This window comes from Methylobacterium organophilum (assembly GCF_022533465.1).
Classification (GTDB): domain Bacteria; phylum Pseudomonadota; class Alphaproteobacteria; order Rhizobiales; family Beijerinckiaceae; genus Methylobacterium; species Methylobacterium organophilum.
Genome location: NZ_CP092848.1, coordinates 16372 through 41885, shown reverse-complemented (window position 1 = coordinate 41885; position 25514 = coordinate 16372). Strand labels below are relative to the sequence as shown.

26 protein-coding genes are annotated in these 25514 nt (G+C 69.3%); 13 read left to right on the top strand and 13 right to left on the bottom strand.

Annotation, left to right across the window (positions count from 1 at the left end):
- Positions 1-38: 38 nt before the first annotated feature.
- From sciP to MMB17_RS00175, 7 genes are all read right to left on the bottom strand, one after another.
- On the bottom strand, positions 39-314 hold the full coding sequence (gene sciP, locus MMB17_RS00205; protein WP_056238806.1) for a CtrA inhibitor SciP: 276 nt from the start codon (positions 312-314) through the stop codon (positions 39-41).
- 132 nt (positions 315-446) lie between these two features.
- Positions 447-1112, bottom strand: coding sequence for a flagellar hook assembly protein FlgD (locus MMB17_RS00200; protein WP_238309887.1), 666 nt, complete (start codon positions 1110-1112; stop codon positions 447-449).
- Between the two features lie 12 nt (positions 1113-1124).
- Positions 1125-2108, bottom strand: a complete 984-nt coding sequence (locus MMB17_RS00195) for a flagellar hook-length control protein FliK (protein WP_241100651.1) — start codon at positions 2106-2108, stop codon at positions 1125-1127.
- An 840-nt stretch (positions 2109-2948) separates the two neighbouring features.
- Positions 2949-3710, bottom strand: a complete 762-nt coding sequence (locus tag MMB17_RS00190) for an HAD-IA family hydrolase (RefSeq protein WP_238309889.1) — start codon at positions 3708-3710, stop codon at positions 2949-2951.
- Entirely contained in the window at positions 3704-4378 is a 675-nt protein-coding gene (rpe, locus tag MMB17_RS00185; RefSeq protein ID WP_241100650.1) for a ribulose-phosphate 3-epimerase, read from the bottom strand. Before rpe ends, MMB17_RS00190 begins: the two co-directional genes overlap by 7 nt.
- A gap of 127 nt (positions 4379-4505) precedes the next feature.
- Positions 4506-5366 (bottom strand): phosphoribulokinase, encoded by an 861-nt coding sequence (locus MMB17_RS00180; protein ID WP_238309891.1) that lies wholly within the window; start codon positions 5364-5366, stop codon positions 4506-4508.
- Between the two features lie 43 nt (positions 5367-5409).
- The gene (locus MMB17_RS00175) at positions 5410-6459 is read right to left on the bottom strand and encodes a class 1 fructose-bisphosphatase (protein ID WP_241100649.1); all 1050 of its coding nucleotides are present in this window, start codon (positions 6457-6459) and stop codon (positions 5410-5412) included.
- A 175-nt stretch (positions 6460-6634) separates the two neighbouring features.
- Between MMB17_RS00175 and MMB17_RS00170 the strand changes: the two genes are divergently transcribed.
- Positions 6635-7573 (top strand): LysR family transcriptional regulator, encoded by a 939-nt coding sequence (locus MMB17_RS00170; protein WP_238309893.1) that lies wholly within the window; start codon positions 6635-6637, stop codon positions 7571-7573.
- A complete protein-coding gene (locus MMB17_RS00165; RefSeq protein WP_241100648.1) occupies positions 7570-8808 on the top strand; it encodes an NAD(P)/FAD-dependent oxidoreductase in 1239 nt (412 codons plus the stop codon). Before MMB17_RS00170 ends, MMB17_RS00165 begins: the two co-directional genes overlap by 4 nt.
- A 9-nt stretch (positions 8809-8817) precedes the next feature.
- Here the strand turns inward: MMB17_RS00165 and MMB17_RS00160 are convergent, their stop codons facing one another.
- On the bottom strand, positions 8818-9141 hold the full coding sequence (locus tag MMB17_RS00160; protein WP_241100647.1) for a helix-turn-helix domain-containing protein: 324 nt from the start codon (positions 9139-9141) through the stop codon (positions 8818-8820).
- Between the two features lie 248 nt (positions 9142-9389).
- On the opposite strand from MMB17_RS00160, the gene MMB17_RS00155 reads away from it, so the two are divergent.
- From MMB17_RS00155 to MMB17_RS00135, 5 genes are all read left to right on the top strand, one after another.
- Positions 9390-9875, top strand: coding sequence for an META domain-containing protein (locus MMB17_RS00155; protein WP_238309896.1), 486 nt, complete (start codon positions 9390-9392; stop codon positions 9873-9875).
- A 186-nt stretch (positions 9876-10061) separates the two neighbouring features.
- Entirely contained in the window at positions 10062-10238 is a 177-nt protein-coding gene (locus MMB17_RS00150) for a hypothetical protein (RefSeq protein WP_238309897.1), read from the top strand.
- Positions 10239-10527: 289 nt separating this feature from the next.
- Positions 10528-11511, top strand: coding sequence for a cysteine synthase A (cysK, locus tag MMB17_RS00145; RefSeq protein ID WP_241100646.1), 984 nt, complete (start codon positions 10528-10530; stop codon positions 11509-11511).
- A 172-nt stretch (positions 11512-11683) separates the two neighbouring features.
- On the top strand, positions 11684-12010 hold the full coding sequence (locus MMB17_RS00140) for a hypothetical protein (protein WP_241100645.1): 327 nt from the start codon (positions 11684-11686) through the stop codon (positions 12008-12010).
- 4 nt (positions 12011-12014) lie between these two features.
- Positions 12015-12320, top strand: coding sequence for a hypothetical protein (locus MMB17_RS00135; RefSeq protein ID WP_241100644.1), 306 nt, complete (start codon positions 12015-12017; stop codon positions 12318-12320).
- A gap of 16 nt (positions 12321-12336) precedes the next feature.
- Here MMB17_RS00135 and MMB17_RS00130 read toward each other — a convergent pair whose 3' ends face one another.
- The 3 genes from MMB17_RS00130 to MMB17_RS00120 all read right to left on the bottom strand — a co-directional run bounded on the left by MMB17_RS00130 (position 12337) and on the right by MMB17_RS00120 (position 17618).
- The gene (locus tag MMB17_RS00130) at positions 12337-13680 is read right to left on the bottom strand and encodes an HlyD family type I secretion periplasmic adaptor subunit (RefSeq protein WP_241100643.1); all 1344 of its coding nucleotides are present in this window, start codon (positions 13678-13680) and stop codon (positions 12337-12339) included.
- Entirely contained in the window at positions 13680-15425 is a 1746-nt protein-coding gene (locus tag MMB17_RS00125; RefSeq protein ID WP_420847306.1) for a type I secretion system permease/ATPase, read from the bottom strand. The genes MMB17_RS00130 and MMB17_RS00125 overlap by 1 nt, the downstream gene beginning before the upstream one ends.
- A gap of 159 nt (positions 15426-15584) precedes the next feature.
- Positions 15585-17618, bottom strand: a complete 2034-nt coding sequence (locus MMB17_RS00120) for an OPT family oligopeptide transporter (protein ID WP_241100641.1) — start codon at positions 17616-17618, stop codon at positions 15585-15587.
- 121 nt (positions 17619-17739) lie between these two features.
- On the opposite strand from MMB17_RS00120, the gene MMB17_RS00115 reads away from it, so the two are divergent.
- From MMB17_RS00115 to MMB17_RS00090, 6 genes are all read left to right on the top strand, one after another.
- Positions 17740-18336 (top strand): DUF1989 domain-containing protein, encoded by a 597-nt coding sequence (locus MMB17_RS00115; protein WP_241100640.1) that lies wholly within the window; start codon positions 17740-17742, stop codon positions 18334-18336.
- Positions 18337-18610: 274 nt separating this feature from the next.
- Positions 18611-19366, top strand: a complete 756-nt coding sequence (gntA, locus tag MMB17_RS00110; protein ID WP_241100639.1) for a guanitoxin biosynthesis heme-dependent pre-guanitoxin N-hydroxylase GntA — start codon at positions 18611-18613, stop codon at positions 19364-19366.
- 2 nt (positions 19367-19368) lie between these two features.
- Complete coding sequence (locus MMB17_RS00105; protein WP_241100638.1) at positions 19369-20385, top strand: class I SAM-dependent methyltransferase; 1017 nt, start codon at positions 19369-19371, stop codon at positions 20383-20385.
- Position 20386: 1 nt separating this feature from the next.
- Complete coding sequence (gene egtD, locus MMB17_RS00100; RefSeq protein WP_241100637.1) at positions 20387-21340, top strand: L-histidine N(alpha)-methyltransferase; 954 nt, start codon at positions 20387-20389, stop codon at positions 21338-21340.
- A 90-nt stretch (positions 21341-21430) separates the two neighbouring features.
- Positions 21431-21937, top strand: a complete 507-nt coding sequence (locus MMB17_RS00095; protein WP_241100636.1) for a ferritin-like domain-containing protein — start codon at positions 21431-21433, stop codon at positions 21935-21937.
- Positions 21938-21995: 58 nt separating this feature from the next.
- Complete coding sequence (locus tag MMB17_RS00090) at positions 21996-23096, top strand: patatin-like phospholipase family protein (protein WP_241100635.1); 1101 nt, start codon at positions 21996-21998, stop codon at positions 23094-23096.
- Between the two features lie 18 nt (positions 23097-23114).
- On the opposite strand, the gene MMB17_RS00085 is transcribed toward MMB17_RS00090, so the two are convergent.
- Together MMB17_RS00085 and MMB17_RS00080 are read right to left on the bottom strand one after the other, a co-directional pair.
- The gene (locus tag MMB17_RS00085; protein WP_338041792.1) at positions 23115-23660 is read right to left on the bottom strand and encodes a cysteine hydrolase family protein; all 546 of its coding nucleotides are present in this window, start codon (positions 23658-23660) and stop codon (positions 23115-23117) included.
- 594 nt (positions 23661-24254) lie between these two features.
- Positions 24255-25412, bottom strand: a complete 1158-nt coding sequence (locus tag MMB17_RS00080; RefSeq protein WP_241102293.1) for a YihY/virulence factor BrkB family protein — start codon at positions 25410-25412, stop codon at positions 24255-24257.
- Between the last annotated feature and the right edge of the window lie 102 nt (positions 25413-25514).

The window sequence follows — 25514 nt, the reverse complement described above, 5'->3', positions numbered from 1 at the left end:
CCTTCTGGCCGAAACGAGTCCCCGAGGGGGCGGGAGGCTCAGTGTCGGTAGTGCTGGATCCGGGTGGTGCGCAGGCCCGCGAGCCCGTGCTGATCGATCGAGTACTGCCAGCTGAGGAATTCCTCGGTCGTCAGCGTGTAGCGCTGGCAGGCTTCCTCCAGGCTGAGGAGGCCGCCGCGAACCGCGGCCACGACTTCCGCCTTGCGGCGGATCACCCAGCGGCGGGTGGAGACCGGCGGAAGATCCGCGATCGTCAGGGGGCTGCCATCGGGCCCGATCACGTACTTCACTCGCGGGCGAGGTGTCTCGGTCATGCTACGCTCTACACTCGACTGACCTGTCGAGTTCGGACGCTACTTGCGCCCGCTTAAAAGTTCTTGAAGCGGGTCGTTCGAATGTGATTCGAAATTTTCCCGCGGCTGTGGACAACCGCGACCGCAACCGTCTCACGACGCGCTCCCCAGCGTTTTCACCTTGCTGACGCCGACCTTCTGATTGCCGATCACCAGCACCGGCTCACTGCCGCTCAGGTCGATTCCGTCGACGGTGCCCGTGACCGAGGTATCGACGGTGACCTTGCTGCCCGTGGCATCCGTCGCATCGACCGTGATGGAGTAGGTGCCGTCGTCGGCCACCAGGCCCGTCGTCGAGGTGCCGTCCCAGGTGAAGCTGTTCTTGCCGCTCGCCAGCGTCGTCGTCTTGGTGGCGACGGTGTTGCCGTCCTTGTCGGTGATGGTGACGACCGCCTTGGTGGCGGCACGATCCGCGGTGAGCGTCCAGGTCGCGGTACCATCCGAGAGCTGGGACTGGGTCCCGTCCGCCGTCACGGTCTTGCCAAGGAAGCCCGGGGCCGAGCCGGAGGCGGCGGCCTTGGCACTCGTCAGGATCGAGCCGAGCTGGTCGTTGGTCTTGAGCTGCTGCTCGACGCCGGCGAACTGGACGAGCTGCTGCGTGAACTGGTTGGTGTCCATCGGGTCGAGGGGGTTCTGGTTCTTCAGCTGCGTGGTGAGCAGCGTCAGGAACTGCGTGAAGTTGCCCGCGATGGTGGCCGCATCCTTCGAGGCACTCGACGAGGTGGAGGCCGAACTCGAGATGTTGGAGATGCTGGTCATGGGGGCGCCTGCCTAGATTCGGATATCGATGCCCGAGAGGCCGCGCAGGCTGCGCAGCATGGCCTTCTCGACGGGAGCGGATTCGGGCTCGTTGGATGCGATCGACCCACGGGACGGACGGGATGCGGAGCCGTTGCCGTTGTTGCCGCCTTCGCCCGCGCCGCGGCCGGACGGGTCGCGCAAGGACAGGTCGAGGGCGGTGGTGCCGGGATCGAAGCCGGCCTGGGTCAGGGCCTGCTGGAGACTGTCGGCATCGCGCCGGAGCAGGGCCAGGGTCTCCGGCCGGTCGACGACGAGCTTGGCGCTCACCGCGCCGCCGTCCCCGTCGATGTCGAGGGTCACGTCGATGCGGCCGAGATCGAGCGGGTCGAGTCGGATCTCGAACTGGCTGGAGCCCTTGAGGGAGCGCAGCCCGATCGTCATGGGCACGGCGGCGATGGGGGCCTGAATCACCTGCGTGGCCGACGCGGAGGCCTGCGGCAGGGCGGCAGCGGCTGCCGCCGTCTTGTCGGGGCTCGGCGAGCCCGACGGGGGCGCGCCCTGCAGGGTGCCCGCCTCCGGCGCGGGCGCGGCCGGCGTGCCGGCCTCGGCCAGGGCCACCGCGAAGGAGCCCGTCCCGTCGGGGGAGACGGCAGCCTCCGCAGAGCCGCGATTCGACGGCGCGGCCTCCGAACCGGCGACGGAAGGATTGCTCCCGGAGGCGGCACCCGCAGCGTCCCCTTCCGAGGCAGCCTCCGTCTTTGCGGATACCGCCGCGCCGGGCGCCAAAGCAGCGGCCGCCACGGCAACGGGGAGCACGGGCACGGGAGACGTCGCGACCGTTGCCTCCGGGGAGACGGGCGGCACGGCCACGGTGTCTCCCGAGGCGCTCTCGCCGCCCTGTTTCGTCTCCTCGACCGAGGCGGCCGCCTCGGTGTCCGCGGCTTCCGCCGGGGGCTCAAGAGCGGACGAGAGCGAAGGATCGGCCGCAGCCGGCGTCTCTGTGTCGCCCTTCACCGCCTTGGCGTCCGTCCGGGCCTTGGCCCCCCCACGCTCCGGGACGGCCTTCGTGGGCCGAGACGAGGATTCGGCCCTGGCTGCGCCCGTCGACGACGGCGCATCGCCGCCAAGGGCAGACGACCGGTTCGTGGACCGATCCCCCAAGGCGTCCTGGGCTTCTTCGGTCCCCGCGTTCGCGCCGGCGGCGCCGAGTTTCTCGTTCGCGCGCGTCTTGAGATCGGCCTCCGATCTCTGCTTCTGCGTAAGCGCATCGTGCCGGGCTGTCAGTGCAGCCTTGCCGGATGCCCGAACCGAGGTGCCGGAGCCGGCCGAGCGGGCGGCCCTGTCAGGGGAAGACCTCTCATCGGAATCGGGCGGAAGGGCGAAGGTGTCCGTGCGAGTCGTCTTGCGCGTGGCGGTCTCGTGAGACGACCGCACGGCCCCGCTATGGGCCGTCGAGCCCGTACTCCCTGCTCTCACCGTGTATCCCGCATGCGCCATGGCGAAGCTCCTGCCTCAGCCACGGAGCAATGCGCGAGCCAGATCGATGCCCGCACAAGCCGCTGGAAAGTCTAAGAGATTTCGGGACGCTCAGAGAGGTGAAGGCCGACCCCGAGCCGTTCCTGCCGTGTGGACGGCAGAAATTGCCGAGGCGGATCGACCGCGACGCGTGTCATGGCACAGTCACGCATCCGGCGCAGTCTCCGGAATGCAGATCGTCGCGTGCAAGTTCACGCACGTACGCACGTGTATTTTGTATGCGAATCTGCTAGAGCTTGGTCAGCCCGTTCCCCGAGACCACGGGCCCCCTTATCAGCGCGTCCACTTAGGGCGCGCTTTTTTCTTTCCCCGTTCCCGTCACGCCGCTCGGCCGAAGCGCGCCTCGTGCCAATCGCGCAGGGCCGGGACCGTGACGCGGCCCTCGGGCCATTCGAGTCCGGCGATGTGACGGTGGGGATGCCCGGGCTCGCCGAGATCCGAGACCGCCGAGAAGGCGCCGTCCAGGCGATGGCTCTCGGTATAGAGGCTGCGGGTCGCCACCACGGGCAAACCCGCATCGAGGGCCGAACGGATGCCGGCGGCGGAATCCTCGAAGGCGATGGCCTCGGAGGGCGTGATGCCGAGGCGGCGCACGGCGATCTCGAAGATGTCGGGCGCGGGCTTCTTGTGCTCGGCCTCGTCGCCGGCCGCGATCACGTCGAAGGCGCGTTCGCCCTCCGGAAAGTTGATGCGCAGGAGCAGATCGATATTCGGCCGGCTCGTGGTGGTGGCGACGGCGAGCGCCAGCCCGGCGCCGCGCGCCTCGCGCACCAGCCGCGCCACCCCCGGGCGGAGGCCGAGATGGCCGCTCTCGATCAGTTCGCCGTAGATCCGCGTCTTGAGCCCGTGGATCTCGGGCATGCGCGCGCGCAGCGCGGGCGCGTCCTCGGCATGGTCGCGGGCGATGTAGTGGAGCAGACGCTCCTTGCCGCCCATCACCTTGAGAAGCTCGGCATAGTCCTGCGGCGACCAGTTCCAGGGCAGGCCGAGGGCGCCGAAGGCCCGGTTGAAGGCCTGCCGGTGAAGGTCCTCGGTCTCGGCGAGCGTGCCGTCGACGTCGAAGATCAGCGCCTTCAGCATCGCAGGCCGGTCTCCGCATCCGCACGCTCGCGGATCGCCTCGATGTTGCGGGCGTAACGCGCCTCGCCCTGGCCGAACACGGCCGAGCCCGCCACGAACACGTTGGCCCCGGCCTTCGCCGCCGCCGCCACGGTCTCGGGGGTGATGCCGCCATCGACTTCGATGTCGATGCCGCGTCCGGCCGTCATCGCCTTCACCCGCGCCACGGTCTCGAGCGTCGAGGGAAGGAAGCTCTGCCCGCCGAAGCCCGGATTGACCGTCATGCACACGACGAGATCGACCATGTCGAGGAGCGGCTCGACGGCGCTCGCGGGCGTGCCGGGATTGAGTGCGATGCCGGCACGCTTGCCCAGCGACCGGATCGTCTGCAGCGAGCGATGGATGTGAGGCCCGGCCTCGACATGCACGCTGATCGTGTCCGCCCCCGCCTCGGCGAAGGCGGCGAGATAGGGATCGGCCGGCGCGATCATGAGATGGACGTCGAAAGGCTTGTCCGTGTGCGGGCGCAGGGCCTTCACCACGGCGGGGCCGAAGGTGATGTTGGGCACGAAATGCCCGTCCATCACGTCGAGATGGATCCAGTCGGCCCCGGCCTCGGCCACGAGGCGCACCTCTTCCCCGAGCCGGGAGAAATCGGCCGACAGGATGGAGGGGGCGATGATCGTCATGTCGTCTTCCTTCGGACGGACCGGCGGGGGCCGGGCCGCCCGGCCATTACCCGAACGGCGCGTCCGGGGTTAGCGCGTTCTCGCAACGCAATGTAGAGGCCCCATGCCCGGGCGACAGGGCAGCGCGTCAGGCCAGCCGCCGCTTGCGCTCCACCAGCTGCATGATGATCGGCGTCAGGATCAGCTGCATGGCGAGGTCGAGCTTGCCCCCGGGAATCACGATGGAATTCGCCCGGGACATGAACGAGCCCTGGATCATCGAGATCAGGTACGAGAAGTCGATGCCGCGGGGATCCTTGAAGCGGATCACCACCATCGACTCGTCCGCGGTCGGGATCCAGCGGGCGATGAAGGGATTCGAGGTGTCGACGGTGGGGACCCGCTGGAAGTTGATGTCCGTCCAGGAGAATTGCGGGCAGACCGTCTGCACGTAGTCGGGCATCCGGCGCAGGATCACGTCGGTCACGGCCTCGGTGGAATAGCCGCGGGTCGAGCGGTCGCGGTGCAGCTTCTGGATCCACTCCAGATTGATCACCGGCACCACGCCGATCTTCAGGTCGGGATAGCGGGCGAGATCGACGGCGTTGTCGACGACACAGCCATGCAGGCCCTCGTAGAACAGGAGGTCCGAGCCCGGCTGGAACGCCTCCCAGGGGGTGAACTGCCCCACGGGCACGCCGTAGCGGGCGGCATCCGCCTCGTCATGGGCGTAGGCCCGGGTGCGGCCGGTCCCGGTCTCGCTGTAGCTGCGGAAGACCTGCTCCAGCTCGGGCAGCAGGTTGGCCTTGGGCGAGAAATGGCTGAGCGTCGGCTCCTTGGCCATCATCGCCCGCATGGTGTCGCGGTCGAAGGCGTGGAAGCCGTCGCCCTCGATATAGACCGCGCTCACATCCTCCCGGCGGAAGATCTGCTCGAAGGTGTTACGCACGGAGGTCGTGCCGGCTCCCGAGGAGCCGGTGACCGAGATGATGGGATGACGCGCCGACATCGCTGCTTGACGAACCTGGAACCCTGCGGGCGCGGCCTGACGCTCAGCTGCGCATCAGCCCGCGCTGGCCGAAGAGCGGCGAGCGCCCGGCCGCGGGCTGGCGCCCCTCATAGTACTTGGCGACGCATTCGACCTCGTCGACCGAGCCGAAGACCAGCGGCGAGCGCTCGTGGATCTTCGTGGCCACGATGTCGAGGATGCGGGACTGCCCGTCGGTTGCCGCCGCCCCGGCCTGCTCCATCAGGAAGGCGATCGGCGCGGTCTCGTAGAGCAGGCGCAGGCGGCCCTGGGCGTAACCCTTCCGGTTGTCGCCCGGATAGAGGAACACGCCGCCGCGGATCAGCACGCGCTGGGCGTCGGCCACCAGGGCGGCGGTCCAGCGCATGTTGAAGTCGCGGTCGCGCGGGCCTTCGCTGCCGCGCAGGCAATCCTCGATGAAGGCGCGGATCGGCGTGTCCCAGTGCCGGCCGTTGGAGGAATTGATCGCGTATTCGTTGGCGCTCGGCACCACCGTGATGGCGTCGTGGGTGAGGCGGAACGTCCTGGTCGCGCGGTCGAGGGTGAAGATCCGGGTGCCGTTGCCCAGCGTCAGCACGAAGGTCGTGGCCGGGCCGTAGACCACGAAGCCCGCGCCTGTCTGGGTGGTGCCGGGCGTCTTGAACGAGGCGTTCGGATCGCTCGGATCCGACACGACGGGGCGGATGCCGAAGATGGTGCCGACCACCATGCCGACCGCAATGTTCGACGAGCCGTCGAGGGGGTCGATCGCTACGGCGAGCGGCGCGCCCGGGTTGAGGACCATCACGTCCTCGGCCTCCTCGGAGGCGACCTCCGCCACGGGCGCCGCCTGCAGGGCCTGCGTGAAGCGCTTGTGGGCGATCACGTCGAGGGCCTTCTGCACGTCGCCGTCGCTGTTCTGCTCGCCCTGGGCGCCGAGATCGCCGGCGAGATAGCCGCGGCCCACCACCTCGCTCACGTCGATGGCGGCTTCAGCAATCGCCGCGACGGTCGCGGCGGTGTCGGCGAGGCGCGCATCCCGCGCGACCTCCGCGGACAGGTGGTCGGCGAGAGAGGATCCGATCGGCTGCGTCATCGTAGTGGCCGTTTCCTTCCCAGGCGCTCGTGAATCGGTTACGGCCACGCTCCGCGCGCCTCCGCTCCCGCTCATGTTATCCTGCGCCATAACCTGAGCACCAGCCGGCGCAAGCGGGTGGTGGAACGAATTCTAAAAAACTTGTGGTGCCGTGCAAAAAAACTAAAAGCAGGGCATGCGGAACTTGTCCCTGAAGCAGCTCCAGGCGGTCGCGGCCGTCGCCCGGCTCGGCACCATGACCCGGGCCGCCCAGGAGCTCAACGTCACCTCGGCCGCCCTCTACGCCCGCATCCGCCAGCTTGAAGAGGAGGCGGGGCTGCTGCTGTTCGACCGGACCCCCACGGGGCTGAAGCCGACCGATGCGGGCCGGGAGATGCTCTGGGCGATCAACAGCATCAACACGGTGCTCGAGACCTGCACGGACCGGCTGCGCACCCTCAAGGGTGGCGGCGGCGGCCGCGTGGCCATGGGCGTCGTCTCCACCGCCAAGTACTTCGCCCCGGCGATGATCGCGGGCTTCATGGAGCATCACCCGCAGGTCGAGGTCAGCCTCACGGTCGGCAACCGCACCGGGACGGTCGACGCCCTGCGCAACTACGAGATCGATTTCGCGATCATGGGGCGCCCCCCGCGGGACTTCGCCATCGAGGCGGAGATGTTCGGGCCGCATCCCCTCGTGCTGATCGCCTCGCCGGAGCATCCCTTGGCGGGCAAGCGCGGCCTCGACCGCGGAGACATCGCCAATGAATCCTTCCTCGTGCGCGAGGAGGGCTCGGGCACGCGCTCGGTCTTCGAAGAATTCATGAACGGCGTGATGATCCGGCGGGCCAAGCTCGGGATCGACGCCGGCTCCAACGAGACCCTGAAGCAGGCGGTGATGGCCGGGCTCGGCATCGCCCTGCTTTCCGCCCACACCGTCGCCTCCGAGGTCGCCGCCGGCCGCCTTGTCCTGCTCGACGTGCAGGGCCTGCCTGTCCGGCGCGACTGGTACATCGTGCGCCGCTCCGACAAGGTGCTCGGGCCGGCGGCGGATGCGTTCTGGGACTACCTCGTGAAGGAGGGCGCCCGCTTCCTGCCCGATCTCGATATGGCGATGGCAGAGGCTGCACGATGAGCACAGTGGGGATCGTCGTCGTCGGCGCCGGCCAGGCCGGCTTCCAGGCGGCCGCCTCCCTGCGCGAGGCGGGCTTCAAGGATCCGATCACGCTGATCGGCGAGGAGACGGCGCTGCCTTACCAGCGGCCGCCCCTGTCCAAGGCCTATCTCGCCGGCAAGACGGATGCGCAGGGGCTGCTGCTGCGCCCGGCGACCTTCCTGGCCGAGCACGCGATCGGCCATCGCGCCGGCGCGCGCGCGGTGGCGATCGAGCGCGAGGCCCGGCGCCTGCGGCTCGCCGATGGCGAGAGCGTGGCCTACGACCACCTGATCCTGGCCACCGGCGCCCGCAACCGTCCCTTGCCCGTCCCCGGCGCGGATCTCGCGGGCGTCCACCAGCTCCGCTCCCTCGACGAGGCGGACGCGCTGAAGGCGCCTCTCTCCGCGGCAAAAGAGGTCGTGGTGATCGGGGCCGGCTTCATCGGGCTCGAATTCGCCGCGGTCTGCGCTGGGCGTGGCCTCGCCGTCACCGTGATCGAGGCGGCGGAACGGGTGATGGCGCGGGCGGTCTCGCGGGAGACCTCCGAGGCCTTCCGCGCCGCCCACGAGGCGGCGGGCATCGCCTTCCGCTTCGAGGCCGGCGTCACGGCGATCGAAGGGGAGGGGGGGCGTGTGCATGCCGTCCTCCTCAAGGACGGCACGCGGCTTCCCGCCGATATCGTCCTCGTCGGCATCGGCGTCCTGCCGAACCAGGAACTTGCCGCGGAAGCCGGGCTCGCCGTCCGCGACGGCATCGAAGTCGATGCCCTGCTCGCCACCGCCGACCCGGCGATCTCGGCGATCGGCGATTGCGTCCGCTTTCCCACGCGCTACGCCGCGGGTTTCCCGGGAGGCGACCGCGTGCGGATCGAATCCGTGCAGAACGCCGTCGATCAGGGCCGCTGCCTCGCCGCGCGGCTGACCGGGCGGCCTGCCGCCTACGACGCGGTGCCGTGGTTCTGGAGCGACCAGGGCCCGCAGAAGCTGCAGATTGTCGGTCTCGGTCTGCCGGGCGACAGCGCGGTGACGCGGGGCGCCGGTGCGTCCCTCTCCGTGTTCCGCTTCCGCGACGGTGGCCTGAGCGCCGTGGAATCGATCAACCGCCCCGCCGACCACATGGCCGCACGGCGCATCCTGAGCGCGCGCAAATCCCTGAACCCGGAGCAGGCGGCCGATCCGGGCTTCGACCTCAAGGCGCTGGCGATGGCGCCCTGAACGGGCGCCTCAGCGATCGTTCTCCGTGGTCAGGTCGTCGGCCCTGATGCCCTCGCCCCGACCCTGGTCGGACAACCTGACGCCGGGCGAGCCGCCCTCGTTGGTGAAGACCACGCCCGCATGCATCAGGGCGCTGCGCAGGGCCTCGATCTGTCCGCTCGCGGGATCGCCCGTGCCCGCCTCGAAGCTCCGCACGAAGGAGGCGTCGAGGCCGAGCTTCTTCGCGAGATCCGCCTCCGACCAGCCGAGCAGCCCGCGCGCCGCCCGCGACTGGGAAGGTGCGATGGTGTTGGCCGCATAACCGCTCGGCCCCGCCTCGTCCGACCCCGTCACGCCGTCTCTCCCTGTGATGTGGCTCTGCTCAAGCTAACCGCGCGAGCGGCGGGATCGTTGCAGGCCCGCAACGCGACGGCGGTGCCCGGATGCTCTTTCCCCGTGGAAGCATTCGCGCGGAGGACGCGCCATGCTTGACCACATTAAAGCTTGAATCTTATCCGATCCGCATGCCGTCGGAACCCGGCCCCGGGCTCCGGCGACATCCATTGCGACGCGATCGACGCGCGGAAGAAGGGGGTCTGACGATGAGAAGGATGCTGCTCGCCGCGCTGGCCGGCGCGTTTGCGATGGGCGCTGCGACGTCCGCGCAGGCGCAGATGAACCCGAGCGGGTTCGGCCAGGGCGGCCGCCAGGAGAAGAAGCCGCAATACGTGCCGCAGGCCAAGCCTCAGGAGAAGATGTTCCCCCTAGGCTCCACCTGGACGGCGGTGAGCCTCAACGGCAAGCCCTTCACCGGCTCGGACCGCCCGAGCTTCATCATCGATTCCCAGTACCGCGCCCGTGGCTATGGCGGCTGCAACACCTTCGCGGCTACCGCCTTCCCTCTGCGCGAGCAGCACCTCGCGGTCGGTCCGCTGGCGATCAGCAAGAAGAGCTGCGACAAGGCGATCAGCGCCGTGGAGCAGGCTTTCTTCGTGGCTCTGCGCACCGCCGGCGCCTGGGACATGGTGGATTCGCAGCTCGTGATCCGCAGCCCCAACGGCGAGCTGCGTTTCGACCGCGCCCTGTAAGCGTCGCTCCACGCGACCGTTCTCTGCGACAGCGCGGCCCTTGTGGCCGCGTTTTGCGTGCTCGGCTTTACCCTTCGTTGACGACGATCCGCGATCGGCGGCGCAGGTTCATTCTTCTTCATGCCCCGACCCGCTCTCTAAGCCCCGCGGCCGGCGCGACCGGCCTTCACCGGCGGGAGCATCGGCATGGCGCGGGCGGATTCAGGGTCGGTGGCGCGGCTCGCTCCCCGGGCCGGTCGATTCGCCGAGAGCGGCTATGTCTACCTGCGCGGGTATGACCAGCGCGCCGCCTGGATCGCTGCAGGCATGCCCCTGCTCGGCACGCTGGCCCTGGTTTTCTCCGCCGTCTTCCTTGCGCGATGAAAAAACACGCTCGTTTCCAACACGAAGTCTTTGTCGCGCAGACGCGCCGAATCATAGAAGAATATTCCAAGAGGCGCGATAGGCCGAGAACGCTCTGTTCGGGCGATCGTCGGACGCCAGGCCGGCACGGCGACCGGTAAACCTTTGCGATACCGTCCGGATTTGCTCCGGCCTCGACGGCTATCCGGAAATCCGCTAGGCGTCCCCTGCGACGGCATCCGGCGCGTGCGTGCGGCGCCCTGAAGCGGCCCGCGGAGCCCGCGCGATGCGGCCCAGGGAGTTCCACGAGATGGCTGACACGGCGACACAAACCTCCGACACGGCGCGCAAGCTCGGCCACGGCAGGATCTTCGGTTCGATCACGGAGACCATCGGCAACACGCCGCTGGTCCGCCTGAACCGCCTGACCAAGGAGCGCGGCGTCGAGGCCGAGATCCTGCTCAAGCTCGAATTCTTCAACCCGATCGCGAGCGTGAAGGACCGCATCGGCGTCAACATGATCGACGCGCTGGAGGCGTCCGGCCGTCTGAAGCCCGGCGGCACCCTGGTGGAGCCGACCTCCGGCAATACCGGCATCGCGCTGGCCTTCGTCGCGGCGGCCCGCGGCTATCGCCTGATCCTCGTCATGCCCGAGACCATGTCGATCGAGCGGCGCAAGATGCTCGCCTTCCTCGGCGCCCAGCTCGAACTGACTCCCGGCCCGAAGGGCATGAAGGGCGCCATCGCCCGCGCCGAGGAGCTGCTCGCCGAGATCCCGGACGCGGTGATGCCGCAGCAATTCTCGAACCCGGCCAACCCGGAGATCCACCGCAAGACCACCGCGGAGGAGATCTGGAACGATACTCATGGCGAGCTCGACGCCTTCGTCGCGGGCGTGGGCACCGGGGGCACGGTGAGCGGCGTCGGCCAGGTGCTGAAGCCCCGGCTGCCGAACCTGCGCGTCGTGGCCGTGGAGCCGACCGACTCTCCCGTGATCTCCGGCGGCCAGCCCGGCCCGCACAAGATCCAGGGCATCGGCGCCGGCTTCATTCCGGACAACCTCGACCGCTCCGTGGTCGACGAGGTGATCACGGTCTCGAACGAGACCGCCTTCGAGACCTCGCGCCTGCTCGCCAAGCTGGAGGGCATCCCCGGCGGCATCTCGACGGGCGGCAACGTCGCGGCCGCGCTGGCGCTCGGCAGCCGGCCGGAGTTCCGCAACAAGCGCATCGTCACGGTCGCCTGCTCCTTCGCCGAGCGCTACATCTCCTCGGCCCTGTTCGAAGGCATCTGAGGGAGCCTGCCGCCTGCCGGAGCGGACCTCCATCCGGCGGGGGCGGCACCGGACAAGATTTTGAAAGGGGCGGAGCATCTCCGCCCCTTTTCGTTGGCCCGGACGGCCCGTCGCCGCAGTCGGCAACTTGCCCCATGAGGCGGGGTTGTCCCTCCAGACACGGAGGACAACCATGACGGAAGACCGCGAACGGCCGAACCTGAAGAGCTTCGACGCCTATGCCGACCGCAACGGCCAGGATCTCGGCGGCGAGTCACCCCTGGATGTCGGCATCCCATCCCGGACCCAGGCGGCCCTGGCGAGCGAGCCGGACGGCCCGGCCGAGACCGCGCGCCTCGCTTCGGGCAAGCCGCGCCAGGATGCGACCGACCCGACCGAGGCCGAGACGCCGAACGATACGGTGCGACGCCTCTCCGACCCGAGCAGCGACAAGCCCGGCGACGGAGCGACATCCGAGGCAATCGAGCGCGCCACCGCCGCCGTGGGCAAGGAGGACTGACGCCATGCCGGAGCGCCACGCGCCGACGGAAACCGTCACCCGCAAGCCCGACGACGTGGTCGGCAGCCGGGCCGACCACCGCAAGGGCGACGCCCAGACCGCGGAGCAGGCGGCGATCACCCAGCAAGGCACGGGCGGCCGCAGCGATTCCGAACGTCGGGGCGAGTGGGAGAAGAGCGCCCACGCCCCGGGCCGGACCCCGCCCGCCACCGGTGGCGCCTCGGGCGGCCATGCCGACCAGAAGGCCGCTTCCGGCGGGGACGGCAAGGTCGCGGCCGGCCACTACAAGACCGAACGCGCCGAACGCTGAGGCGGGTCGGCGCGCCTCAGCGCTCTCTCCAGGCCTTCGCCACCTGATCGGTGAGAGGCTTGGTGAGATAGGAGAGCACGGAGCGCTCGCCGATGCGCAGATAGGCCTCCACCGGCATGCCGGGCACGAGACGGAGGGCGCCCAGGGTCTCCTGGGCGCCGTCGCTCAGGCGGATCCGGGCAGTGTAGAAGGGCTGACCGGTCTTCGGATCCTGGCTGACATCGGCGGAGACGCGGGCCACCTCGCCCTCGACCTCCGGTGTCGTGCGCAGGTTGAAGGCGGAGAAACGCAGCATCGCCTTCTGGCCGAGGCGCACATTGTCGATGTCCTGGGGTTGCACCCGGACCTCGACGAGGAGCTGGTCCGCCTCCGGCACGATCAGCATGGCCGGCTCGCTCGGCACCACGAGCCCGCCCACCGTATGCACGCTGAGCTGATGGACCACCCCATCCTGAGGGGCACGCAGGTCGATGCGCTTGAGCTGGTCCTCCGCGGCGACCCGCTTCTCGGTAAGCTCCGACCAGCGGCCACGGATCTCGGCGAGGTCCTTGCCCACCTCGGTGCGCATGTCCTGGTCGATCTGAAGGATCTGCAACTCGGTCTCGGCGATCTTGCCGCGGGCGGAGGCCGTGGCGGCGACGAGCTGGCCGCGCTCGCCTTCGAGTCGGGCGGCGTCCCGCTCCAGTACGGTGACCCGGGAGAAGGGCACGAGATTCTTTGCGAAGAGCTCGCGCACGCCCTTCAGCTCCTGGCCGATCAGGGTGATCTCGCGATTCTTGGCCTCGGCCTGCTGGGTCAGGCCGCCGATCTCCTGACGCAATTGCTGGACGCGCTCGCGCAGCTGCGCCTTCTGGCCCTCGCGGGCCGAGACGCGCGACGCGAACAGCCGCCGCTCGCCATCGACAAGATGGGCGACGGTCGGGTCGCCGTCCGTGCGGGCGAGCAAGGCCGCGGGGAACGGGATCGCCGCGGCCCCGTCGCGCTCGGCCTCGTCCCGGGCGCGACGGGCGGCGAGCTCGTCGAGAGCCTTCAGCAGGATGTCGAGATTGGCCCGGGTCTGGGTCTCGTCGAGGCGGACCAGCACGTCGCCGGCCTTGACCCGGCTGCCCTCGCGCACCCGGATCTCGCCGACCACGCCCCCGGTCGGATGCTGCACCTTCTTCACGTCGGATTCGACCACGAGCTGGCCGGGCGCGATCACCGCTGCCGAGATGTCGGTAAGCGTCGCCCAGCCGCCGATGCCGAGGACGAGCACCAGCCCGAGCCCAAAGGCGAGGGCGAGATGGCGGCGGATCGCAGGCAGCGCGATCGGCGGCGGCGCGAGGGCCGCCGCCAGGGGGGGGGCGGAGGACCGGCTCATCACGCGCTCTCCCGCAGGGCCGCCGCGGCGGTCATCGGGGCCGGCACGGGGGCCGGCGGCGTCCGCAGGACGCGCCGCAGCACCTCCTCCTTCGGCCCGAAGGCCTGGATCCGGCCTTCCGCCATCACCAGCACCGTATCGACGGCCGCGAGGGCGCTCGGACGGTGGGCGATCACGACACAGATGCCGCGGCGGCGGCGTATGCCGAGGATCGCCTCCGTCAGCGCGGCCTCGCCCTCGGCGTCGAGGTTGGAATTGGGCTCGTCGAGCACGACGAGGAAGGGATCGCGGTAGAGGGCGCGGGCGAGTCCGATGCGCTGACGCTGGCCCGCCGACAGGCCGGCGCCGGATTCTCCAATCCTGGTGTCGTAGCCCTCGGGCAGCCGGAGGATCAACTCGTGTACGCCCGCGGCCCGGGCGGCGGCGATTACGGCCTCCGACGAGGCTCCGGGCTCGAAGCGGGCGATGTTCTCCGCTACGCTTCCGGCGAACAACTCGACCTCCTGCGGCAGGTAGCCGAGATGGGCGCCGAGCGCCGTGCTCGACCATTGGTCGAGGGCCGCGTCGTCGAGGCGGATCTTGCCACGGACCGGCGCCCAGACCCCGACGAGCGCCCGGGCGAGGGAGGACTTGCCCGAGGCGCTCGGCCCGATCACCCCGAGACCCTGGCCGGCGGAGAGGGTGAAGCTCGCCTCCTGCACCACGATGCGCTGCACGCCGGGGGGCGCCAGGCTCACCGCCTCGACGCCGAGCGTTCGGACGGGCGCCGGCAGGGCGTGCGGCACCGGCTCCGCGGGGAGCCGCGCGAAGAGATCGGCCAGGCGGTGCCAGCTCTGCCGGGCGGCGACGAAACCCTTCCAGTGGGCGATGGCGAGTTCGGCCGGGGCGAGGGCCCGGGAGACCAGGATCGAGCTCGCGATGATGATGCCGGCGGTGGCCTCGTTGTGGATCACGAGCCAGGCGCCGAGCGCCAGCACGCCGGATTGCAAGCCGGTGCGGAAGACCTTGGAGCCGGCTCCGAAGCCGCCGGTGACGTCGGCGGCCTGCTGCTGGGCCTGTCCGTAGTCGCGGTTGGCGCGCGCCCAGCGCCCGCCGATCCGGTCGCGCATGCCCATGGCCGCGAGCACCTCGGCATTGTGCCGGGCGGCCTCGGCCAGGGCGTTGCGCTGCTGGGCATGGGTGGTGGCGCGCCGGGTGGGCTCCCGCGTCGCCCGGTCCGTGAGGACGGTGAGCGCCACGAGCACCAGCATGCCGGCCAGCGCGGCCACGCCGATCAGCGGATGGAACAGGAAGCAGATGACGAGATAGACCGGCATCCAGGGCAGGTCGAACAGGGCCGAAGGGCCGCCGCTGGCGAGGAAGGCACGCAGCTGGTCGAGATCGCGTAAGGGCAGCAGCCCATCCCCGCCGATCCCGCCTCTGAGCGGCGCGCGCAGGACCACGTCGAGGACGCGCCCGCTCAGGGCCTCGTCGAGCGCCGCACCGATCCGGGCGAGTACCCGCGTTCGGATCGCCTCCAGCACGCCCTGGAACGCGTACAGCACGAAGGCCAGCACGCAGAGCCCGACCAGCGTCGGCACCGACCGGCTCGGAATGACCCGGTCGTAGACCTCCAGCATGAAGAACGAGCCGGTGAGGTAGAGCAGGTTCACCAGTGCGCTCATCAGAGCAACGCCGACGAACGCAAAACGACACCGATCAAAGGCCGAGGTGAGCTCGGAGGAACTCGTTCTTGCAGTCACCACAGGAGCGTCCGGCGATGTCAGGAGAACCGGAACGACGACGCGCCGACGCTGCGCGCATCCTCGTTTCCGTATCATCCAGTGTGATTTCGCGTCAGCCTGGGCGAAATGTCTTAAGGATCTGCGAGGGAAGACGGCACGATTACTGAAGCCGGCTCTCCTTCATCCCGCAGAGGCTCGTGCGCGATCACGGGCGTGGTTTCCTCCCTGCCGTCCTTCGGCCGGTGACACGACGACCCCATAGAAGACGGCGATCGTCACGAGGAAGACGGCAGATCCCAGCCAGGCCGCATAAGGCCCGAAATCGGGTCCCACCAGCGCGAGGGACGAGCTGCGCCCCGTGACGGTGTCGGCCCCCGCCAGGACCACGCCGACCACGCTTTCGCCCACCAGAAACCCAGAGGACAGCAGGACGCCGCGCCGGCGCGCCAGCGCGGATCTCTCCTCCGCTTGATCCGGCCCGGCCTTCATCCGCTGTAGCCGGTGCTGCGTGAGCCAGCCCAGCACCCCGCCGATCGCGATGGTTACCACCACCTCCAGCGGCAGGTACATGCCGATCCCGACCGTCAGTGCCGGGAAGGAGCGCCCCCCTTTGCGCAGCCGCGCTTCCAGAGCCACCAGGACGATGCCGAGCCCGGCACCGATGAGCACCATTCCCCAGGGCAACTCGCCGCGCACGATTCCGCCGGCGATCTGCGTCATCAGGGCCGCCTGAGGGGCCGGCAGGGAGTTGCCCGCTTCCATGCCCTCCCGCGGCAGGACATCCCCGAAACCGTAGGCGTTGAAAAGCAGTTCGAGCAGCGGCGCGATCACCAGGGCGCCCACCGTGACGCCGATGGCGAGCGCCACCTGCTGGCGCCAGGGCGTGGCATCGACGAGCTGTCCGGTCTTAAGATCTTGCAGATTGTCGTTGGCGATCGAGGCGGTGGTAACGATGACCGCAGCGATCAGCAGGGAGAGGGCGATAACGAAGCGCTCGCCTTCCGGCCCCGCCGCGCGGCCGATCAGCAGCGGCAGCAAAACGGCGCAGAGAAGCGTCGTCAGGATGCCGATCCCCGAGATCGGGCTAGAGGAGGAGCCGAGCAGACCGGCGAGATAGCCGCAGGCCGCGGCCATCAGGAAGCCGAACAGCACCGCGAACAGGCTTGCGGCGGCGACGAGCACCAAGTGCAGGCTGCCGAGCTGCGCTTCCGCGCTGAAATCGGAGAAGAGCCAGGCGAGCGGCAGGGCGAGCAGAACCGCGCTGCCCGCGACCCAGGTGATGGGCAGGTCGCGCTCCTGGCGCGGCAGGCTCCGCATCGACCCGCCGTCCTTCGCGGCGCGCAGCGCCGAGCGGATGCTGCCGAGGATCTGGCTGCCCAGGGAAACCACGGTCCAGACCGCGCCCACCGCGATGATGCCGGCGCCCATCAGGCGCACCTTGTCCGACCAGACGGTGCGGGCGACAGCGTCCGGATCGCCGGTCCCGTCCCCGTGGCCGAGGGCGGTCAAGACCGGCACGGCGATGCCCCAGGCGATCGCCACTCCTGCGAGCAGGGCGAGGCAGGCGCCGAGACCGACGAGATAGCCAATGCCGACCAGCGCCGGGGAGAAGCCGGTGGCGAGCCGCAGCAGGGCGGGACCGAGGCTCAGGGTCGCATGCGCCCCGTCGGCGAGCACACGCAGACCCGTGGTCGCGAGCCCGATCACGCCGCCGGTTCCGGCCGCGCCGAGCAGGAGGCGCAGACCGCCACTGTCCCCGGCCTCGCCGGCCTTCAGCACCTCCACCGCGGCGACGCCCTCCGGGAAGGGAAGGCCCGCCTCGAGGACGAGCGCCCGGCGCAGGGGGATCGAATAGGCGAGCCCGATCAACCCGCCGATCAGGCAGACGGCGGTCGTCTGCCAGAACGGGAAGCCATGCCAGTGGCCGATCAGCACGAGGCCCGGCAGCACAAGGATCACGTTGCACAGGGTGCCCGCGGCCGAGGCCTGGGTCTGGACGATGTTGTTCTCGAAGATGTTGGCGTCCCCGAACACGCGCAGCAGGCCCATCGAGAGCAGCGCGGCCGGGATCGAGGTCGAGAAGGTGATGCCGGTCTTGAGGCCCATATAGAGGTTGGCCGTCATGAACAGGACGGTGATGACGGTGCCGAGGGCGAGGCCGCGCAGCGTCAGCTCGGCGGCATGACCCGTTGCGGAAGCAGAGCGTGACTCCAAATCGGCGGTCTCCGTGTCCGCCCGATTCCGGTGGAATGAGGCCTCGCCCCGGGAACCACGCCGCGCCTGCCCCAGATCCCTTGTCGCGCTTCCTACGGGCGCGAGCAGGAGAGACGCGTTCATGAGCCAGCCGGTGCGCCACGAGATCCCGCCCCGCTCCGGGGCGGCCTTCACCCTGGAGCGCGGCCAGCGGCTCACGGTGATCGATCCGATGGGCGAGCAGGTCGCCGACCTCGTCGCCTTCCGTCGCGACGACCTCGACGAAGTGATCTCCTCGGGCCGCAGCATCGACTACGCCTCGCGCATCTTCCTCACCAAGGGCGACCCGATCTACTCGAACCGCTCCAACGTGCTCCTGCGCATCGTCAAGGACACGGTCGGGCGCCACGACTTCCTGCTCACGCCCTGCTCGGCGGACACCTTCCGGATCATCTACGGCGAGGAGCATCCCCACCGGGGCTGCCATGGCAACCTCGCCACCGCCCTCGCGCCCTATGGGATCGGCCCCGATCGCATCCCCGTCGCCTTCAACGTGTTCATGCATGTGACCGTCGACGGGCAGAGCGGCGAGATCGCCGTGCGGCCGCCCCTGAGCCGGGCAGGCGACCGGGTCACCTTTCTGGCGGAAGCCGACCTGATCGTCGGTCTCACCGCGTGTTCGGCGCCGCAATCGAACAACTTCTCCTTCAAACCGATCCATTACCTGATCGAGTCGTGAAGAACATGCGACAATGCAGTGCAGATTTTGCACGTCACCGCGCCTCTATGTCGCGCCTTATCAAGAAAATTTTCCAGAGAAAGCGGAAGCGTAACTTGGTGGACAATCCTGCTTCGGCCGGAACAATACCAAAACCACGTGGTTCCCTGCCAGATCATCCGCGCTGAACGTTGGGTGGCGCGCGGTCGACTGTCGCTTCTTCTGAAACCATCTTCATCGGGCCGCGCCGCTGCCGGACCTGTGGCCTTCGCTTGCCCGCGTCATACGAGGTGTCATGCTGCTGCCTACCAACGACGCCCGTCACCCGCTCGCCGAGCGCTTCCGGCATTTCATCCGACAACAGCCCTTCCCCTGCGTCGGCGCCAAATCGGCCCTCTCCCGTGGCCGGTTGAGGGTCATCGTCGCCCGCGATATCCAATCCGGCGGCGATGACAGCCGCATCTACCCCGCGCTGCTCGCCTTCATCAGCCGCTACCGCGAGCGGCGCGACCTGTTCCAGAGCTTCGCCGTGGTGTTCGAGACGCCGCAGAAGCTCTCGGAGGAGGCTTTCGAGGCGGCGCTTTGGGCGCGCATGCAGGCGCTATCGGATTACGACAGCGGCATCGGCCACCGGCACGACCCGCGGGTCGCCGCCGACCCGGCCGACCCGCATTTCTCGATGAGCCTGGGCGGGGAGGGATTCTTCATCGTCGGGCTGCATCCAGGCGCGAGCCGCAAGGCGCGGCGCTTCGAAGCACCGGCGCTCGTGTTCAATCTGCACGATCAGTTCGAGCGCCTGCGCGAGGAAGGACGCTACACGCGCATGCGCGAGTCGATCGTCGAGCGCGACATTGCCTGGTCGGGCTCCCCCAACCCGATGCTGGCGCAGCATGGCGAACGCTCGGCCGCCCGCCAGTTCAGCGGCCGGGCCGTCTCGGACGACTGGGTCTGCCCCTATCGCCGCCGCGAGGACGGCGCGACCTGGGACGCGCAGCAGATCGCCGCCGACCTGCGCTCGGGGGCTTTCCTGGCCGACCAGATGGAGAGCTGAGGATGCTGCAGACCGAAGCGAGGATCACCGGCGCCACCACGCTTGGGACCGGCTCCCGCGACGAGGGTCGGCAGGACGCGCTCCTGGACTTCGTCCGCGCGGTGCGCGCGAGCGGCTACGCCTTCACCACCGTGACGCCCGCCACCCAGGCCCGGGTCAATGCCCGGCCCGAGAATGCGACCGCCCGCTCCCTGCGCGATGTCCTCGGCTGGAGCCGGCCGTTCCGGCCCGAGCTGCTGCCCACGGAACTGACGCGGCTGATGGACAAAGCGGGCGTGCTCCGGCGCGGGCAGGGGCCGGACGGCGCCCTGAAGGCGACCATTCGCCTGTCGAGCCTCGACGGCGAGCTCTTCCTGCACGCCGCCTATCCGCCGCTCGCCGCGGATTCCGTGTTCTTCGGCCCCGACACGGTGCGCTACACGCAGGCCGTGCTCAACCACCTGGAAGCGCGGGCGCGCGCGGGTCTGCCGGCGCCGCGGCGGATCGTCGATATCGGCTGCGGCTCGGGCGCCGTCGGCATCCTGGTTGCCAAGCGCCTGCCCCAGGCAGAGGTGGTTCTCGTCGACATCAACCCGGCGGCCCTGAGCGCCGCCCGCGTCAATGCCCGCCTTGCCGGGGTCGAGAATGTCCGTCCGGTCCACAGCGACATGCTGCGCGACGTGGAGGGAGCGTTCGATCTCATCGTCTCCAATCCGCCCTTCATGGTCGATGCGGGCGGGCGTGCCTATCGGAACGGCGGCGGCATCCTGGGGGCAGGCCTGCCCCTGCGCGTGGTCGAGACGGCGACGGAGCGCCTCGCCCCCGGCGGCAGCCTCGTCCTGTTCACGGGCTCGGCCATCGTCGAGGGGCGCGACGGCTTCCGCGAGGCCGCTGGCGCCTTCTGCGAGGAGGTCGGGCTCGACTGGTCCTACCGGGAGCACGACCCGGATGCCTATGGCGAGGAACTCGACGATCCGGCTTACGGGGAGGCGGAACGCATCGCCCTCGCCGTGCTCACCGCCACCCGGAAGGGGCTCTGAGATGGCGGAGCCTGCGATAGGCGTAGCGGGAGCCTTCCTCCGCGATGCGCTCGACGGCCTCAGCCGCGATTCGAAGACGCTGCCCGGAAAGTATCTCTGGGACGATACGGGCTCGGACCTGTTCGACCGGATCTGCGCCCATCCCGACTACTACCCGACGAAGCGCGAGATGACGCTCCTGCCCGGGGTCGCCGCGGAGGTAGGAGCGATCATCGGCGCGGGGGCCAGCGTGATCGAGTTCGGGGCGGGGGCAAGCCGCAAGATCCGCACCCTGCTCGACGCCCTGGAGGCCCCGGAAGCCTATGTCGCCATCGACATCGCGGGCGACTATCTGGAGGCCGCGATCGCGCACCTCGCGCCGGACTACCCTTCCGTCGCCATGACGCCGGTCTGTGCGGATTACTCGAAGCCGATCCGGCTGCCGGCAGGACTGGCGGGCCCGAACGTGCTGGGCTTCTTTCCCGGCACCAGCATCGGCAACTTCACCCCGCGGGAGGCGACGGCCTTCCTCGCCCGGGCCCGGGACACGCTCGCGCGGGAGACGCAGGGGAGAAGCCGCTTCCTCGTCGGCGCCGACCCGACCCGGGATCCCGGCCGCCTGCGGCGCGCTTATGGCGAGTCCGGCGGCCTGATGGCCGCGATCCACCTCAACCTGCTCGCCCGCCTGAACCGGGAGCTCGGCGCCGATTTCGATCGCGACAATTTCCATCATGAGGCGCGGCTCGCCGAGGATCCGTTCCGGGTCGAGGCGCATCTCGTGGCGCGGAAGGCCGCGACCTATCGCCTGGGCGGGCAGGCCATCGCCTTCGCGGCCGGGGAGAGCATCCGCACCGACACCTCGCACAAATACGCGCCCGAGGCCTTCCAGGCGCTGGCCGGAAGCGCCGGATGGACCGCCGAGCGGCTGTGGCTCGATCCGGAGGGCGGATTCAGCCTGCATCTGCTGAGCGGCTGACGCTCAAGGTACGGCGCCGAGGCCCAAGGAACTTGTTCGGCTGCCGGCGGATCTCCCGAGACCCGGAACCACGACAACGATTGGCAAGCTATGACGATCGATACGCGTGAGATCTTTGTCACTGCGCTCAAGAACACGCATGCGCTCGAGTTGCAGGCGCTGCAGATCATGGATCGGCAGGTCGAGCGGCTACAGAACTATCCCGAGATGGAGGATGCGCTGCACCGGCATATCGAGGAGACCCACGGGCAGCGCGACCGCCTGGAAGAGGTGCTCCAGAGCCTCGCCGAGAGCCCCTCGCGCCTCAAGGAGGGCGTGCTCGGCTTCGTCGGCAACGTGATGGCGCTCGGTCACACCCCGGCTCAGGACGAGATCCTGAAGAACGCCTATGCCAACCACGCCTTCGAGAATTTCGAGATCGCCGCCTACACCTCGCTCCTGAGCATCGGCGAGGCCGCGGGTCAGCCCACCCTCACCGGCCTCCAGCAATCGCTGAAGGAGGAGGAAGCGATGGCGAAGGTCGTACGCGACCTCGTGGTCCCGACCACCCGCCGGTACGTCGAACTCACAACGGCCGGCGAGAAGGCCGACCGCTGATTCCATCGCGAGCCGCCTCTCCCGCGCGGCACGGGGACCGGACGCTTCAGGAGCCAGGATGCCGGAGACGATCGCGGAAGGGAGCCGGGCTCCGGCAGGGCAGGAGGCCACGATCGCGGACTTCGCTCGGCCATCGCTCCCGAACGGACAGGGCAGGTTCGCCCTGGTGTTCGGGGGCGGCAACGCCCTCGGCGCCTATCATGCGGGCGCCTATGAGATCCTGGAGCGGCAGGGCCTGCAGCCGGACTGGGTCGTCGGCGCCTCGATCGGCGCCGTCACCGCCGCCATCATCGCCGGCAACGCCCCCGGAGAGCGCGTCGCCAAGCTGCGGCGCTTCTGGCACGAGGCTGCCCAGCACACGGCGCCGAACCTGATCGACGCCCTGAAGCCGCGCCAGTTCTACAACGGCCTGCACGCGCTCCTGGCTTTGCTCTACGGCCGGCCGAGTCTCTATCAGCATCGCTTTCCCGGCCTGTGGTCCGCCCTGCCGTGGCTCCCGAACGATGTCGCGCTCTTCGACAATCGGCCGCTCCTGCGTACCCTTGCAGAGCTCGTCGACTTCGAGCGGCTGAACAGCGGGGAGACTCGCCTGACCGTCGCCTGCGTCGATATCGAGACCAGCGAGGAGGTCACCTTCGACAGCACGTGCCAGGAGATCCGGCCGGAGCATATCCTTGCGAGCACCGCGATTCTGCCGGCCTTCCCGCCCGTCGAGATCGAGGGACGCCAGTTCTGCGATGCCGGCTACGTCAACAACCTGCCGCTCGATCCGGTCTTCGCGAACGAACCCGACGACGACCTCTTTTGCGTGGCGCTCGAGCTGTTCAGCCCGCGGGCGCCGCGTCCCGCCTCCCTGGATGCGGTTCTGGAGCGGGCCAACGACATGATCTTCTCCAGCGCCGGACGTCGCAGCATGGCTGCGCTCGCGCGGGAATATGCGCTGCGGCAGAGGCTCAAGCCGGACGGGCCGAAGGTGCGGCTTCTCCACCTCGCCTACCGTGCAACCGCCGACGAACTCGCCGCCAAGAGCTTCGAGTATTCGCCCTCCTCGATCCGGGACCGCTGGGAGGCCGGCGGGCGCGACATGGACCGCGGCCTCGCCCTGCTCCTGGAGAGCCGCCCCTCGGAGAACCGGTTCGCCTACCTGCCGCTGACCTGACGCGCCGGAGCCGGGGGATCACCGCCAGCGGTCGAGGATCTCGTCCGTGGTCAGCATCTCGACCTGATGGCCGTAGCGCATCCGATAGATGGCCATCAGCGCGTCATGGGCCTCGTCGCTGGAACTGCACAGGGCATCGCCCGCGAGCAGGACGCAGTAGCCGAGATCGATCGCCCCGAGCACGGCGGCCAGGACGCAGACCTCCGTCTCCGCCCCGGTGACGACGAGGGTGTCGACGCCCCGGGCCTGCAGTGCGGCGTCGAGACCGGTGCCGATCCAGGGCGAGTAGACGCGCTTGTCGAGGACCCCGGCCGGGGGCACGAAGCGGGCGAGATCCGGCACGAGGTCGATCATGCCGGGGTCGAGGTGATCGCGCGTCATCGACGCCCAGCGCTCGTAATAGCTCGCCCAGGTGCCCCGTCCCTCACCGGGATGAGCCGCCGGCACGAACCGGGTGAAGACCGTGCGCTCGGGATGCACCTCCACCAGGCGGATCACGCTCGGCAGGATACGCGGAAGCCAGGATGTCTCCCAGTCGGTTTGCTCGGCGAACATGCGCTGCATGTCGATGCAGAGATGCACGCATCGCTCCGCGAGGGGGCCGATGTCCTTCCGCTCGCCGCCCGGGGCGGAAGGGCCGATCAAGGGAATACGGGTCGCGTTCATCGCCTCTGCCCGGCGCCGGAAATCCGCGGCGCCGTCTTTCGACCTGTTCTGGGTGTCCCGAGAACCATGGGCGACAGGGCCCCGTTCCAGTCTTCCAGGAGACGGAAAGATCGGTTTCGGACGGGCCGCGCCTCACGCACCGGCCTCCCAAAACAGAGGCGCCCGCCGATCCTTCAGCGGGCGCCCGAGACGATCACACCTGTGCGATGCAACAAGATGAAGTGTCTAGTGGAAGACGCCGAAGACCCACATGAGCAAGATGATCGGCAGCGGAATCCCGATCAGCCACAGCAAGCCACCCTTGAGCATGGTTTCCTCTCTCTCGTTTCGGTCGAGGGCCACGATGCGCCTCTTCGTCAGGAATGACGAACGAGGCCATGAAATCGTTCCCTCGCTCTTGCCCCGCTTCGCACATCATCATGTGGATGCTTGAGAGGCCTGCCCCGAAATCTTCCTGTCTTATGCTCCGAGCCTACCGTCACACGCATGCGATCAGCTTGCCGCGCCGACCGTATCCGCCATGCGGGCCTCGCGCTCGCCGAGGGGCTGAGGGTGCCCGACGGTCGTGTCCTTCGCCGTCTGGTGCTCCATCTCCGCGTTCACCTGCGCGCCCAGCAGCACGATCGTGGTCGAGATCCAGATCCAGGTCATGAAGCCGATCGCGGCGCCGAGGGACCCGTAGGTCTGATTGTACTTGCCGAAATTGGCGACGTACCACGAGAACAGCAGGGAACCCGCGAGCCAGAGGAAGGCGGCGAGCATGCCCCCCGGTGTCACCCAGCGCCAGCGCGGCGCGTCCCGGCTCGGGCCGTAGCGGTAGAGAAGCGCGAGACCGCCCATCACCACCAGGAACAGGACCGGCCAGCGCAGCAGCGCGAGCCACCACGCGTTCTCGCTGAGGCCGATGGTCTGCAGGATGATCGGCACCGCGACGATCGAGCCGAGCGCACCGAGGACGAACAGCAGCGCCCCCGCGGTGAAGCCGAGGGAGATCAGATTGAGGATGATGAAGTTCCGCTTCTCGCGCTCGTTGTAGACGATGTTGAGCGCGTCGAAGACATGCTTCATCCCGCCATTGGCGCTCCAGACCGATAGCCCGACACTGACCAGCAGGGACAGGCCGAGGGTCGTGTTGCCCTTCTCGTTGAGGCGCTTCACCTGCTCGCCGACGATCTCCAGGGCGCCCGAGGGCAGCACGCCCTGGAGCGAGGCCAGGTTGTCGTTGATGGTCGAGGCATCGGCGATCAGGCCGTAGAGCGACACCAGCGCCGCGATGGCCGGAAAGATCGCGAGCAGGGCGAAGAAGGTGACCCCGGCCGAGACCAGCATGAGGCGGTTCTCGCCTACGTCGCGATAGGTCCGCATCGCCACGTCCTTCCAGCCCAGGCGCGGGATCTCCGTGGGGCTCTCGGCGCGGCGGCCCCGCTCGGGTTCGGACCGTGCCACGTGACGCGCCCGCGCTCCCTCGACGGAGGGGGAGGGCTCGTGCGGACCCTCGGAGGCGCTTCGGGGCGGTCGGTGGTCGGCCGTGGGGCGCCGAGGCCGAAACGCGATCCCGATCAGCGCCACGGCGGTCGCCGCGGTCCAGAGCAGGGAACCGGCCCCACTGGGCTCCTGTCGATCGATGCTGTCCTCTGCCGCGCCGGCCATGGCTTCCTCGGTCACACCTCGTTGCGTCCCATCAACCCGGCTGGCCACGATTTGTTTGCCGCGCGTCGCCACGCCGATGGCGAGAGCGAGACGCCTGCAAAC